The organism is Listeria costaricensis (assembly GCF_900183385.1).
In the GTDB taxonomy this organism is placed as follows: Bacteria; Bacillota; Bacilli; order Lactobacillales; family Listeriaceae; genus Listeria; species Listeria costaricensis.
In genome coordinates this window covers 30,367-44,082 of record NZ_FXUT01000005.1, presented here as the reverse complement: position 1 = coordinate 44,082, position 13,716 = coordinate 30,367, and the positions used below count along the sequence as shown (strand labels likewise).

The following is a 13,716-nucleotide window of genomic DNA, read 5'->3' as shown; positions in this document are numbered from 1 at the left end:
AATTGGAAATACTTCTTCGGAATAATTCATTTGATCGTGCTGACGAACATTCATATGAATGGGTAGAGTTACCAGCCACGGAAGAAAGAATAGCGGAAATATTTAACACAACTAAAAAATGTGAATATGTGGTATTGGCTTACGATAATGCACCTTTTAACATTTTGGGTTATTCGTTAGAAGATATGAATGTTATTGCCTCTTTAGCTAGAGAAAAAGAGGCTTATTGGGGCTATTTTATATACTTGGATGAGGCGATAGCTCAAGGTTTTTATGAAGACTTAATTCATGCGCTGACTGAAATTGAAAAAATGGAAAATTTTTTAGGCGTTGATCAAGTGTAAATGAAGAGTTGGGGGTGTGAGATGGCACAGCTAAGTGTGTATATAAGTAATTTAACAGTTGGAGATGACGATGGGGACACAATGTTTGCATGGGTTGATCTTCCAGCCAGCGATGATGTTTTAGCAGAAGCTTTTGGAACAACGAAAAAATGCACCTATGAAGTTTGGGATTACGAAGCGCCGTTCAGCCTTTCAGGCTATTCAATGGAAGAATTGAATAGAATAGCCAACTTAGCAATTGAAAAACAAGCTTACGCAAGTTATTTTTCTTGCTTGGACGAATTGATAGATCGTGGTTTTTATGAAGACTTAATTCAAGTTTTATATGAGATCGATAAAATCGGACTCATGCAATAAAAAAGTGAGGTGGAAATAATGCAAGAAATTAAAGTATGGATAGCAAACTTAGGCAAATATAATGAAGGTGAATCGCAAGGCGCTTGGTTTACTTTGCCAGCGACTTTTGAAGAAGTTGCTGAAAAAATTGGTTTGAATTCGCAGTATGAAGAATATGCCATTCATGATTATGAAGCGCCTTTTCGAATTGACCAATTTGAATCGCTAGAGCGATTAAATAATATTGCAGAACTTTATGAAGAAAACAGCAACCATCCAGCGATTGACTTTATTGGAGAGCTGATGGATAACGCCTTTTTCAGCAATATTGAAGAAGCGTTGGAAAAAATTGATGATGTGATTATTCACGAAAGTTGCACGACAGGTGAAGATTTAGCGTATGAATACATTGATTCTACCGGATTATTAAGTGATGTAGATTCCACATTATCTACCTATTTCGATTATGAAGCATTAGGCAGGGATATGCTTATTGAAGGTAATTATCACAAGGTGAAACAAGGCTTCTATGTTGAAGTTCCTTATTAAAAAAGAAAAGAGGAATTAAAATGCGAATACAAATTATTGATGATGAAAGAGCGTATGAAGTAGATCCGAGGGAAGAACGCGACTTTGAAATAGCTCGTGAAAAAGAAGTTGGTGAACGCTTTGCTGTGATTACAGGGGGATCCCCTTGCTTTCAAGAAGTACTTTATGAAGTCGCTGAAAAAACGCCTGAAGTAATTGTGGTTCGATACATCGGCCTTGGCGAAGCATGGTAAATAATAAACAGAAAGTGAAGTGTTAATAATGTACAAGCGATTGAAGGTCGTAAATAAAGATGAATTTTGGCTAGGGGGCAAAGAAGAAGAAGATATTCTAGCATGGGCAGAATCCTTAGATGTAGATGTAGGCGATCGCTTTAAATATGTAGGTTGGACAGACGCTGCTGGCGACAGATATACTGTAGCAGCAGATTTTGAAGTTTTACCAGAAACCACGTCGGACGTTCTCGTTGTTAAAACGCTGCTTGCTACGATTACACCAGATTAAAAAAATGCTGGAAGTGAGGAACTATAATAATGTATAAACAATTAAGGATTGTCAATAAAGCTGATTTTCAATCAGTTTTAGATGAATGGGCAATCGAGGAAGAAACAATATTATTTTGGGCTGCTTCATTAGACTTAGTGATCGGAGAGCCCTATAAAATAACAAACAGTTTTACGTTTGGCTTAGAAGTTGGTTTTAGAGTTTTACCAGAAACCGCAGGGGACGTTTTGGTTATAGAAATTCTATTTACTGAACATTAATTTAATAAGGTAGAAAGGAGAAAAAGATGGTAAGTATCAAGGATAAAATTAAAAATGCGAAAAAGGTTGAAAAAACTAAGTTGCGCTATGAGAAAGATACTAGAAAACGAACGGTGTTTATCACTTATTCAATTTTATGTCTAACACTCATGGCTTCTTTTATGTCACTATTCGTTTCAATGTCAAATAATGCAACAGAAACAACGCAGCAGAAACAAGAAGTGAAACAAGATGTGATTAATGTCGCGTCAATCAAAAACTACACTGATCCGTTTATAAATGAATACATGAACGTCTCACAAGATCGAGAAAAACAAGATGGGAGGCTTGAATTGCTTCAAGCCTTTTTAGCTGACAACGTAGATTCAAATGCGTTTGATACGTCAGCTACTGGTGATCAGACACTCAACAGCAAGGCGTTAGTAAGTGCAACGAAAAACAAAGCAGGCAATTACAACGTCGTTTATCGCGTTAATTTTACGTCTGCAGGAAAAACGCAACAAAACGGAAAAGAAATTCCTGTTACAAAAAAACAGGATGCGGATTTGCATATTGAACTAGCTGAAAAAGACGGTAAATATGCAGTTGCAAGTCTTCCTTATCTAACTGCAGTCGCAAGTTCTCAAGCTTCTATTAAAGGCGAAAATAGAACGATTGAACTAGATGCTTATGATAAGTCTGATGAAAAAGAAATGGAAGCATTCGTAACTGAATTCTTTCAAAAGTACGCTTCTTCTAAAACAGAAGACATGGCGTACATGATGGCTGAGCCTGAAAGCTTGAATGGCTTGCTATCATACTCAAAAATTGTTGAATGTGATTTATACAAACAAAAATCTGATTGTTTGGCTGCTGTCGAAGTAGAATTTGTTGATCCAACGACGAATATTACAACGACTGAAAACTTTGAACTAACAATTACAGATTCTAATAATCACTACTTTGTCGAAAAGCTCGAACACAAATAATTAGAATAAAAATAAATGAGGTGAAAATAATGAATGAATTGTTTGTACTGGCCGCAAGTCTCCCAAATTGGGATTCTGCAGAAAAATGGGTGATTGATGCAGTAATTGCTATTGCATGGGTCATCACGGCGAGTTTTTGTATTAAAGAATTTGCGACGCTTAAAGTCAAAAAAGTTGTCATGATTTTTTTGATTGGCGGCATTATCACATGGGCGATCAAATACCCAAGCGTTTGGATGGGATGGATTGAAGCCTTCATGGGGTTGTTCAAGTGATGGAAGAAAACGAAAGAATTGTCCTCAATTACAGGAAACTTTATAACAGCGAAAAATATATCCGTGAAATTAAAGAAGGAACACCCCTTGCTTTTGCAATACCTCAAAGTTTCTTAATTCATGCGGTTGTGGTACTTGTGTTAGAAATCTTGATCACAATTATTATCTCTTGTTTTACAGGATTCAATATCACAAGCCTATCCGTGCTCATTGTATTGTATCTTGCGATTCCAATTGCAGGTGCTTTTTTATTGCAAAAAATAAAGCCAGAAGGCAAAAAGTTGTACAGCTATCTATGGCGGATGGCTGTATTTTTTTACCAACACAAGTATAAGAGATACGTAATTTATCAAGATAGAAAAATTCAAAAGCCGAGAGAGAAAGTTTCTTTCTCGGCGCCTAGAAAGGTTGTGACGAAAAATGCGTCTAAAGACGCCCATCAAAGCATTAAAGGACAACTTACTGTTAACGAAAACGGACGACGTGTTCGCGTTTTATGATATACCCGCAACGTCAATTTCGATGCAAAATAGTAAAAAGAAAAATCGCTACAAACGAGATTGGCTGAAGCGCTTGGAAGAGCTAACAGATTATGAAGACCTTCAATTTGTTATGTATCCACGCGATTTCCAGCTGAAAGAACGCTTCAAGGAGCTATCTGTTGAATTTGCAGATGATATTGGTGAGACGCCACAATATTATGCAGAAGAAACAGTAAATATGCTGAATTTCCGATTAGGCGAAATTAGCAGGTATAAATACGTACTAATTGTGAAGCTTCGCAAAGAACTTTTCACAATGGAAAACAGTTTAAAAGACAATATCAAAAGCGCCTTTTCTGCATTTACAGATGTGGTGATTGATTCATTGGGGTACGAGAATACCTTGTATGATTCGTATTTCGATCGCTGTAAATCGGAAATTAGTGTGCTGGAAAATATTGTTTTGACAGCTGGTGGCAGACCGACATCTGCGGAAGAAACGTTCTATTTAAATAAACGCCAATTCTTGCGCGGTGTACCGCATGACATTGAAGAAGAAATCTTCAATCGAAAAGTTTCTTCCATTAACAGTACGATTATCGATCCGCGTGAATCGAAAGCGCTGAAAATGGAAGCAGAAGCAGGCGATGGCTATATTGCGTTCACTGTTCTAGATGAATTCTTAGAAAACATGGCAGATGCAGACCTGTTTTATAACCTGCAGATGTTACCTTTTCCTGTTGAAGTGACGGTCAAAGCGCAGCGAGAGAAAAAGGCCACGACGAAAGCAAGTATGTCATTCAAAAAACAAGCCATTAAAGATGACATTAACGCCCAATATCGTGCTGGTGACATGATTGAAGATGATGCTGAAATATCTGCAATCATGGTAAAAGATCTGCAGGAAAAATTAAAAAAAGAAGAAAAATTCATTTTTAACTGGCTAGCTGTCGCGATCGTAACTGGTCGTACAAAAGACGAAGCGCATGAACGAGCTTTGCTAGTCCGGCGTTTCTTGAAAGCAGAAGAAACGACTGCGCGCATTCCTCGGGCTGATCAATTGTATTTGTTTTACAAAATGCTCCATGGCGAAAAGATGGAGTACTTAGACAAAGATTGGATTCAGAAAACGTTACAGTGCGGATTGGCGGAACTATGTTTTGGAATGGGACAAGAACTCGGTACAAATGTTGGCTGGTACATTGGTATGGTAGACCGCTTTGGCGAACATTTGTCTCGTGAAGATGCAGTAAAAGCAAGTCGAATGCCGGTTCTCTATCATCCATTATTGGCAAACCAACAGATCGCTGGCTCAAAGTCTCGATCACCACATGAATTGGTCACTGGCGATACCGGGGGTGGTAAATCGTTCCTTGCTAAAATGATTTTCTTATATTCAATGATGATGCAAATCAAAAATTTGTACATTGATCCTAAGAAAGAAATGCGTAAGTGGTTTGATACAGTGACTAAAAATAAAAAGCTTGCTTTAGAAATTCCGTGGTTCACGGATTTGGTAGAAACGTGTAAGTTTGTAACTTTGGATGCGTCCGTTGAAGAAAACTGGGGACTTCTTGATCCAGTAGTATTTTTACCACGCATGGAAGCAAAAGAACTTTTAATTTCAGTAGTTGAGTCTATCTATACTTTCGACGGGAAAGATAAGATTGAAAAATTTTTCCTTCAATGTTTAACACAAACCATTGAAGAACGTGAAAGCGGGCAAGAAGTTGGTTCTGCACATGTTATTGAAAAATTGTTAAACCACAGCGATGAAGATGTACGGACGATGGGTGAATTGTTAAACGAAAAAATCGACAGCAGCATCCTTAAACTGATTTTTAGTGATGGATCACGTCCTACATTAAGTCTTGATCATCGAAACACGATTATCGAAATTGAAAATCTTGATACCGCAGACGCTGATACAGACATCAGTGCTTATACAGAATCACAAAGAAAATCGAATGCGTTGATGTGCGTGTTAGCTAAGTTCTGCGAACTTTTTGGTCGAGATAAAACGGTCAAAACCAAAATTTTCTTCGATGAAGCATGGGCGCTCACTGCTAGCTCGCAAGGGAAAAAACAGAAAAAATCGATGTTGCGGATGGGACGTTCGTACGATAATTCATTTGTATTTATTAGTCAAGGCGTCCGTGATGCGCAAGATGACGGAGAAGAAGGAAATTTCGGTTCTCATTTTGCTTTCGACGAACCGCAAAATCGCGACGGGATACTGGAAATGATGAAGATGGATATTACAGAAGCGAACTTAGAAATGTTTGATGACTTTCTGCAAGGACAATGTTTGTACAAAGATTTCTACGGCAATGTCGGCAAACTGACAGTTGACTGCTTATTTGACGAATGGACGGAAGCGCTCAAAACAATTGAAAAATCTTCTGTTGCACTAGCAGAAGAAAAATTTGCATAGGAAGTGAGGAATATGAAAAAAACAAAAACGATTTTATTAACGATTTTAACAGTTTTGATCTTCACGCTGTTTTGTGTTCCAACTGCCTATGCAGATGTTCCAGTCGATTACGATGGAAAAGAATCGCAATCGGAAAACGAAGCCCAAACCTCCGACCAGTCGCAACAGACGAAAGATGTTGAAGGGCAGATGGAAAAGAAGAAAACGGTCAAATCAGGTGGGGTTCCTCTCAAGATAAAAGAATGGGATATTGATAAGTACGATCCCGTAGCAGAAGAGTTAAACTTCATAGAAGAAACCGAACTCTCAATTGCCAATATGTCATTTGGCATTAACAAATTAGTTGTACAAGTTGTTGACGAGGGCATGGAAACCTTCTTCACATTAGAAGTCATTGATACGTTCGCTGATGACATCGAGACCATCAGCAAAGCCCTTTACGACACGCTAGGTAATGAGTTTGCAGTCTTGCTCTGTATTATCTGCCTTGGCATTGCAGCTTATGACATCATCGCCAAACGCAATGCACGAGCCGGAACGAGTAAAATTTTAAAAATGATCTTTGTCCTGTGTATCGCGACATTATATTTTTCAAACACTTCTTTTTACCTAAAAACTCTTAATAACGTCTCGAATGAACTGCAAGGCGTTATCATGTCAGCAGGAACGAAAGTGATTGATATTTGTAATGATGATTCGACAGATAACGCATTTTCAGATGCGGGTCAAATTACAGATTCAAACGCAGGAACAGTGGCAATCATGAGAAATCTGTACTTCAACCTTGCCATCGAAACGCCTTATTACTTGATGAATTATGGAACAACAGATAAATCAAAAATCAACAAAAAAGAAGGTTTAAACGATATGAGCCGGACTGATACGCTTCTATCATTTAAACTTACACACGCTGGGAAGGATGCAAAAGAAACGTACGTAAAAAAATACGAGATTGGGAAAAATGAAAATGCATTTATGGAAGATGTCTACGTAAACGATAAAATCATCATTGCTCTAACTTCTATTGCGGTGTGCGTATCGCTAGGAATCATTTTCTTGGGTATTGCATTTTTGAATTTCTTTCTCCAAATCATGATTATTGCAGTAGCATATATACTGCCATTAATGCTGATTATTTCGTTGCTGCCGATGTTTTCAAACTCGGCGTTTTCGGCTTTTGGACAAATGTTTAGCCTATTTATTATGAAGACTTTTCTATCTCTTGTAGTATTATTTGTTTATATGACAAGTTTCCTAATAGCTACCCTAATACCAATAACGGGTAAAGGAAGCTATTTTTTATACGCAATAGCCTTGATCGTTGTGTTTTTCTTAATGTATAAAAAACGTGATAAGTTATTACGCTTCATGACTGCTGGAAAAGTAAGCTCTACTGGTGGCGCCATGGGAGATATTAAAAGTAACATTACTGATCCGGCAAAACGCTTTGCATCTAGACGATATAACAGACATATTAAACGTCCGTTTGTTGATCCATCGAAACGCTTTTTGAAGAGGAAGGCGTGGGATGGTGTGAAAGGCATGTTTGGCAAGAAAAAAACAAATGGAAAAAAATCGGACAAAGACCCCAACAAGCCAGATAATCCTAATGAAAAAGGAAATAAAGACCTTGGTAAGGATCCAAACGCGGATAAAAGTCAAAATCCGCGTCGTAAAAAAGGAATTCCTGAACGTAATCTGAATGGTGCAGGCAAACGTGTACCAGGTCGGCTAAAACGCATGGCTGAGTCTTCACGTTTGAATGCTGGACAATCCTCAACAAATAACAGTAACTCATTCTTAAATCGCGAAGAGGACGAACAATCACCTCGTCGCAAACGTTCTGTGTCGCAAGAACAACTAGAAAAAGCAAAAGATAATGGTCAGAAGCGTCTGCAGTCGAAAAAGACTTCACAACAAAATTCGAGTTCAGTTGTGAACCGAAATGCAAAACAAGCTGCAGCAAAAGCTCGATCAAAAATGAGTGAATCATCTAGCGCTCCATCACGTAAAGAAGCGCCAAAATCAACGCAAAGGGCATCAAGTGTACAAAAATCACCAAGTTCAAATCAACCTCAAACACGCACTACCAATAAGCCAACTACTGCAGAAAGAAGAGTACAGAAAAATCAACTCGATCAAAAACCGCAATTAAATAAAAATAAACCTATAAGAGGCAAAAATGAAAGGATTTAAACTCGCAATTATTAGCAGCTTATCTTTCTATTTGCTTCTTTTTTTCATAGCAGTCGGGTTGATTTTTGCGGTTTGCGGTAACGAAGCAGAGACAAGTTCGTCTACTGAAACATCCGAAGACGCGACGACTAACGCAATTGGTCTTAGTCAAGACGTGTTGCGTTACAAGGATCTAGTCATCCTTGCTTGTAATAAATATGGTATTCCAGATCAAGTCAACGTTATCTTAGCGATTATGATGCAAGAATCAGGTGGCCGCGTGCCGGATGTTATGCAGTCAAGCGAAAGCATGGGATTTCCACCTAATAGCTTGCAACCACCAGAGTCAATTGATGCGGGTGTAAAGTATTACGCTAGTTGCTTGAAGATGGCGAATGGCGATCAAGACACCGCAATCCAAAGCTACAACTTTGGTACAGGCTTTATCTCGTGGCTGAATGACGGTCGAGGTGGCAAGTATTCTTTAGAACTTGCATACGAGTTTTCAGATTATCAAGCGATGAAAATGGGATGGAAACGATATGGTGACAAAGATTATGTGCCGCATGTTAAAAGGTACCTTTCAGGTGGAATTCCAGCTGACGGAGTGGCAGTTGCCGTTATGAATGAAGCTTTAAAATATGAGGGTGACCCCTACGTTTGGGGTGGTGCTAGTCCATCAACTGGGTTTGACTGTTCAGGATTGACACAGTACTGCTATCAAGTTGCGGGGATCAGCTTACCTCGCACGGCACAAGAACAATATAATTATTGCCAGTCTATCGAAGAGTCCGAAGCAAAAGCGGGCGATTTGGTATTTTTTAGTGGAACATACGCTGGCGCAACAATCACTCACGTTGGAATTTATCAAGGTAATGGAAAAATGTATGACTCAAACGACTCCGGCGTTGGCTACAGTGATATTTCATCCGGTTATTGGAGACAACATCTTGCCGGATTTGGACGTCCACCAGGAATGTAGAAGGAGGATAAAATGAAATACCTATTAAACGTTGTCTGTATCGTGCTTGTGCTAGTAATGGGCTTCTTCATGATTCAAGACAAACAAGAAATAAAATCATTAAAAAATGATCTATCGGAAGTACAAAAACAGAATACAGATTTAGAAGAACAAATAAGTGTAGAAGCGCAACAAACGAACGATGCGTTTCTACGTTCGTTCTTCACGTATGACTCGACAAACGAACAGAAAAAGCAATGTAAAAAAATGTTGACGGATGAAGGAATGGATATTGCTTTTCCTTATCCGACAAGCGACGCTAAAGTGAGTTCAGAACTTGCATCAAGTGAGATGTATGAGAAGAAAGTCTCGAATGATCGAACGCTCTTTTTGAATGACGTTCAAGTAAAAAATACCTATGCTGGAACAACAAGTTCGCTACACATGATTGTAAGAACAGAACTTGTTAAAGAAAAAAAGGAATGGAAGGTAAATAACATTTCAATAGTTGCATCTTATATGTAAATACAAAAAACACCAGCAATGATGAAGTTGCTGGTGTGGTTGCTGTAATTACAGCAGGAGATTTGTGAGCGAAAAAGGGAATGCTCACAAAATAATAGTAGCATTACAAACATTTTCCAGTCAATCATATATTGGATATATTGATGCATCCGATTGTTAATTGAATACAATTACCCATTGATAAAAGGAATGTTTGTTCGTATAATCGTTTAAAGGAGTGATTACGATGGTTGAGGATGAAGGTCGTTATTCGCATCTTGATTTTTCAGAAACTGAATTAGGAAGTATGCTTTATCAAGATCGAAAAATGTTGAAATACAGAGGCTTTATTTTAAGCGAACAAACGGATCAACAAAAGATCAATGAGCAACTTCGTGAACTTGTTGAGCGACGAGAGCTTGACGAACAGGAAATGCAAGATATTATGTTCACATTGAAGGATGCGAAAGAACGTAATTGGTCAGTCAGAATAGAAGTATTTGAGAAGGTAAATTATAAACCAAAAAACATATATGATTTTACAATATATGACAATAAAGGATTTCTCAAAGCTTATGAATATCTTGTTCCGGTTTTCTTTAATTATTTGAGACAAGAAGTTCAATTTGAAAATCCGGATGAAAGAATTAGAACTTTCAAGTTTTCTGATATAATGGGCGCAGAATTAATGTGATGTAATCTCTGTTTCTTACTCTAAATGCGGCCGAGCGGACTTGAACCTCCACGGGATTACCTCCCACTAGAACCTGAAACTTGATGGTGCTGACTTTATGGATTTATAGTATAATTATCATATAAAGTATACGAAAATGGGCGTTTTGAATTACTAATTGTAACATTATTTTAAAATCATAAGAAGGACAGAGGTGTAATAAATTTGCCTGTAGAATACGGTATGATAAATGAAGAGGGTAAGCAAAAAATAGTTAAGTTTACGGCACGAAATAATTTTGAATTAGTTGATGGACTATGGAAAAAAAGTCATGAGAGGTTCGATAGTTATGAAAAATTAAGTGAAAATAAGGCTTTAGAGTTAATTACAAGTGGAACTTTTTCGACGGTATTTTATGAAGGTCGTATGGTTGATGAGGAATCTTTTTTTCAAGATAACAACTCAAGAAAGTTCATGTTTATATTAGATACTAATTTGGCGATAATGATTAGAGAATATCAAAAGGATACATCGGCATTTGAAAAACATTATGGGGGAATGAAAAAAATTTTCTTATCTACTGTAAATATTATCAAAAAACATAAATGCTGTATTATTTATCAATATGCTTGTGAAGAGGCATCTAGGAATAAAACAGATGGAAGCATTGATCAAGAGAAATATCGATTTATGGTTCAATGTATAGAAAAATTATTTGACATAGATGTTAATTATAATCTTATATCTAAACCTAGTAAAATTTATGGAGAAGTAACTAAAAGTAAAATACCTCTTTTAAAAGATAATGGATTATTTTATGAGAAATCTATCATTACTTATATAGTTGTATTAAAAGCTTATTTATTAAAATATGACAAGAAAGACATTGATGATAAAACAAAAGTCAAAATCTTTTTGAATTTTTGCGAAGAAGAATTAAGGGTTTTTTCTCCAATTTCAATGAGTTTTGGGATTCATTATCTAGGAAATGCCAAGAGCGTTTTAAAAAAGATTAACAGAACAAACGGAATAAAGGGTGTTTTAGATAGTTTATATGGGGCTGCAATTGATTTGACGTTACCAACTATAGCTAGCCAATTGTCGGAGCAGACAAATTATGAGGAGATACCAATTTTTGTAACTTTTGATAAGGGATTAAAGCTGATATTCGATTCTTTAACCATAGAAAGTATTGGAAGAGCACCTGATGGAAGCATTGTTCCATCTTATTCACAAAAAATTTTCTATATTTCTGGTTGGAAGGATGCTGATATTCATGAATTATGTAAATATGGGCAGACCCTTCAAATGAGTACTACCAGAAAATCTAAACCTGATACTCAGGAATTATTCGATTTAGGAGAAAAATTGGAAAAAGAGCTTAATGATTTGTTAACTAGAAAGGAGTAAATTAATAATAAGGAAATAAAATGGATTAATCATAGTATTGAAAAAGGATTTAAGCTTTTGGAGAAGTATCCTTTGAGTCTAAGATAACTAATTTAGTTGCACAAAAAACGCACAAAATGTTTGAAAAGACTGTTATTATGGCATGGGAGATTCCTGCAGGGGACGTTTTAAAAGAAAATGAAGAAGAGGACCTGGCCTAAAACCGGGTCCTTTTTTCATGGGAAAGCAGTCATTGCCAGCTTACCTACTAGCGTTACTTGATGCGTCATCAAAAGCTGACCGCAGCCCAGCCGCATTTTTTTCTTGTGAAATCCATTTGATTTGTTCCGTAATAATCTGCTCAGCATCGGGCGACTGATAGGTTTCAATTTTTACATCTAATTGTGCTAAATTATTTTTCAGTCGGTTAATCTGTTCGACAACTTCCTCGCGATGAGCCTGCAATTGTTTTTTTCGTGCTTCGGCAGTACTTGGCCCTTGCATAACCAGCTCAATATAGGTGCGGATTTCTTTAATGGTCATCCCTGTGTCTTTCAAACAACAGACGGTCGCAAAAATGCGAATATCTGATTCTGTGAATGCCCGAACACCAGATTTATTACGGGAAACAAAAGGAAGCAGCCCTTCTTTTTCATAATAACGGATGGTATAGGGCGAAATGTGGAAATGGTTGGCCACTTCGGTAATGGAATAGGTCATGGAAATGCCTCCTAAATAAAAAGCTTGACTTAGAGTATCCTCTAACTGATAGAGTAAGTATATCGGATAAAGCAAATCATTACAATTAGAAATTGAGGCGGTAATAGTGGTAGAAAAAGTATTAGTAACTGGTGGAACAGGATTTGTTGGCACACAAATCATTTTTCAATTATTGCAAAAGGGCTATGAAGTCAAGACAACAGTGAGGTCCATGGCGAGCAAAAATAAGCTGCTTGATGTACTAAAGCAAAATGGCATTTCTTCTTTTGAACAATTGCAATTTGTCGAAGCAGACTTATCAAAAGATGACCACTGGGATGAAGCCATGGATGGATGTGATTATGTGCTAAGTGTCGCTTCACCTGTCTTTTTTGAAGTGCCGAAAGAAGAGGCGCAAGTGATGCGTCCGGCGATTGAGGGGATTACGCGCATTCTTAAAGCCGCGAAGGCAGCCAAGGTGAAACGGGTCGTAATGACATCGAATTTTGGGGCAGTAGGCTTTAGTAATAAAGATAAAAATGTTGTGACAACAGAAGCCGATTGGACAGATCCGAACGAGAAAGGTCTTTCTATTTATGAAAAGTCGAAACTATTAGCAGAAAAAGCTGCCTGGGATTTTATTCAAAAAGAAGGGCGCGGTTTGGAATTTGTCACAATCAATCCTGTCGCCATTTTTGGCCCGGCATTAAGTGCCCACATTTCGGGAAGCTTTATGCTTTTAGAACGTGTTTTGAGCGGCTCAGCTATTCCGAATATCCCGCTCAATATTGTCGACGTTCGGGATGTGGCGGACATGCATATCCGGGCGATGACGAACCCGCAGGCAAATGGAGAGCGCTTTATTGCCTCGGCAGACGGTCAAATCACTTTGCCGGAAATGGCAGAATTACTAAAAAGAAAACGCCCAGAACTGGCCACCAAAATTTCATCTAAAAGAGTCCCAAACTGGCTTGTCAACTTGGGGGCTTTATTTAACCAGGAGGCGAAAGAGGCGGCTTTACTTTTGAAATTAAACCGCGATATCAGCAATACGAAAGCTAAACAGCTACTCAACTGGCAGCCAGTAGCGAATAACGAAGAAATTGTTCTTGCTTCGGTTGATAGTATGGTGAAGTTCAAGCGGATTCAATCATAGAGGTCTT

17 protein-coding genes are annotated in these 13,716 nt (G+C 37.7%); 16 read left to right on the top strand and 1 reads right to left on the bottom strand.

Going from position 1 to position 13,716, the window contains the following annotated elements; all coding sequences use genetic code 11:
- Positions 1 to 2 precede the first annotated feature (2 nt).
- The 15 genes from CS921_RS04415 to CS921_RS04345 all read left to right on the top strand — a co-directional run bounded on the left by CS921_RS04415 (position 3) and on the right by CS921_RS04345 (position 11,875).
- A complete protein-coding gene (locus tag CS921_RS04415; RefSeq protein WP_099221852.1) occupies positions 3 to 344 on the top strand; it encodes a hypothetical protein in 342 nt (113 codons plus the stop codon).
- A 21-nt stretch (positions 345 to 365) separates the two neighbouring features.
- On the top strand, positions 366 to 701 hold the full coding sequence (locus tag CS921_RS04410; RefSeq protein WP_099221851.1) for a hypothetical protein: 336 nt from the start codon (positions 366 to 368) through the stop codon (positions 699 to 701).
- A gap of 18 nt (positions 702 to 719) precedes the next feature.
- A complete protein-coding gene (locus tag CS921_RS04405) occupies positions 720 to 1,229 on the top strand; it encodes an antirestriction protein ArdA (protein WP_099221850.1) in 510 nt (169 codons plus the stop codon).
- 20 nt (positions 1,230 to 1,249) lie between these two features.
- Entirely contained in the window at positions 1,250 to 1,462 is a 213-nt protein-coding gene (locus tag CS921_RS04400; protein ID WP_099221849.1) for a hypothetical protein, read from the top strand.
- A 28-nt stretch (positions 1,463 to 1,490) separates the two neighbouring features.
- Positions 1,491 to 1,733, top strand: coding sequence for a hypothetical protein (locus CS921_RS04395; protein ID WP_099221848.1), 243 nt, complete (start codon positions 1,491 to 1,493; stop codon positions 1,731 to 1,733).
- 29 nt (positions 1,734 to 1,762) lie between these two features.
- On the top strand, positions 1,763 to 1,993 hold the full coding sequence (locus CS921_RS04390) for a hypothetical protein (protein WP_099221847.1): 231 nt from the start codon (positions 1,763 to 1,765) through the stop codon (positions 1,991 to 1,993).
- Positions 1,994 to 2,019: 26 nt separating this feature from the next.
- Positions 2,020 to 2,961, top strand: a complete 942-nt coding sequence (locus CS921_RS04385; RefSeq protein WP_099221846.1) for a conjugal transfer protein — start codon at positions 2,020 to 2,022, stop codon at positions 2,959 to 2,961.
- A gap of 29 nt (positions 2,962 to 2,990) precedes the next feature.
- Complete coding sequence (locus CS921_RS04380) at positions 2,991 to 3,236, top strand: hypothetical protein (protein ID WP_099221845.1); 246 nt, start codon at positions 2,991 to 2,993, stop codon at positions 3,234 to 3,236.
- A complete protein-coding gene (locus tag CS921_RS04375) occupies positions 3,236 to 3,736 on the top strand; it encodes a TcpE family conjugal transfer membrane protein (protein ID WP_099221844.1) in 501 nt (166 codons plus the stop codon). The genes CS921_RS04380 and CS921_RS04375 overlap by 1 nt, the downstream gene beginning before the upstream one ends.
- Positions 3,657 to 6,152 carry an ATP-binding protein gene (locus CS921_RS04370; RefSeq protein ID WP_099221843.1) on the top strand — a complete coding sequence of 832 codons (2,496 nt, stop codon included), beginning with the start codon at positions 3,657 to 3,659 and terminating at the stop codon, positions 6,150 to 6,152. Before CS921_RS04375 ends, CS921_RS04370 begins: the two co-directional genes overlap by 80 nt.
- 12 nt (positions 6,153 to 6,164) lie before the next feature.
- Positions 6,165 to 8,348 carry a CD3337/EF1877 family mobilome membrane protein gene (locus tag CS921_RS04365; protein ID WP_099221842.1) on the top strand — a complete coding sequence of 728 codons (2,184 nt, stop codon included), beginning with the start codon at positions 6,165 to 6,167 and terminating at the stop codon, positions 8,346 to 8,348.
- Entirely contained in the window at positions 8,335 to 9,309 is a 975-nt protein-coding gene (locus tag CS921_RS04360) for a bifunctional lytic transglycosylase/C40 family peptidase (protein WP_099221841.1), read from the top strand. Before CS921_RS04365 ends, CS921_RS04360 begins: the two co-directional genes overlap by 14 nt.
- 12 nt (positions 9,310 to 9,321) lie before the next feature.
- The gene (locus CS921_RS04355) at positions 9,322 to 9,813 is read left to right on the top strand and encodes a hypothetical protein (protein ID WP_099221840.1); all 492 of its coding nucleotides are present in this window, start codon (positions 9,322 to 9,324) and stop codon (positions 9,811 to 9,813) included.
- A gap of 226 nt (positions 9,814 to 10,039) precedes the next feature.
- A complete protein-coding gene (locus CS921_RS04350) occupies positions 10,040 to 10,486 on the top strand; it encodes a YolD-like family protein (RefSeq protein ID WP_099221839.1) in 447 nt (148 codons plus the stop codon).
- 204 nt (positions 10,487 to 10,690) lie between these two features.
- A complete protein-coding gene (locus tag CS921_RS04345) occupies positions 10,691 to 11,875 on the top strand; it encodes a hypothetical protein (protein ID WP_099221838.1) in 1,185 nt (394 codons plus the stop codon).
- A 240-nt stretch (positions 11,876 to 12,115) separates the two neighbouring features.
- Here the strand turns inward: CS921_RS04345 and CS921_RS04340 are convergent, their stop codons facing one another.
- Positions 12,116 to 12,574 (bottom strand): MerR family transcriptional regulator, encoded by a 459-nt coding sequence (locus CS921_RS04340; RefSeq protein WP_099221837.1) that lies wholly within the window; start codon positions 12,572 to 12,574, stop codon positions 12,116 to 12,118.
- Positions 12,575 to 12,680: 106 nt separating this feature from the next.
- Between CS921_RS04340 and CS921_RS04335 the strand changes: the two genes are divergently transcribed.
- Complete coding sequence (locus CS921_RS04335; RefSeq protein ID WP_099221836.1) at positions 12,681 to 13,709, top strand: NAD-dependent epimerase/dehydratase family protein; 1,029 nt, start codon at positions 12,681 to 12,683, stop codon at positions 13,707 to 13,709.
- Positions 13,710 to 13,716 lie beyond the last annotated feature (7 nt).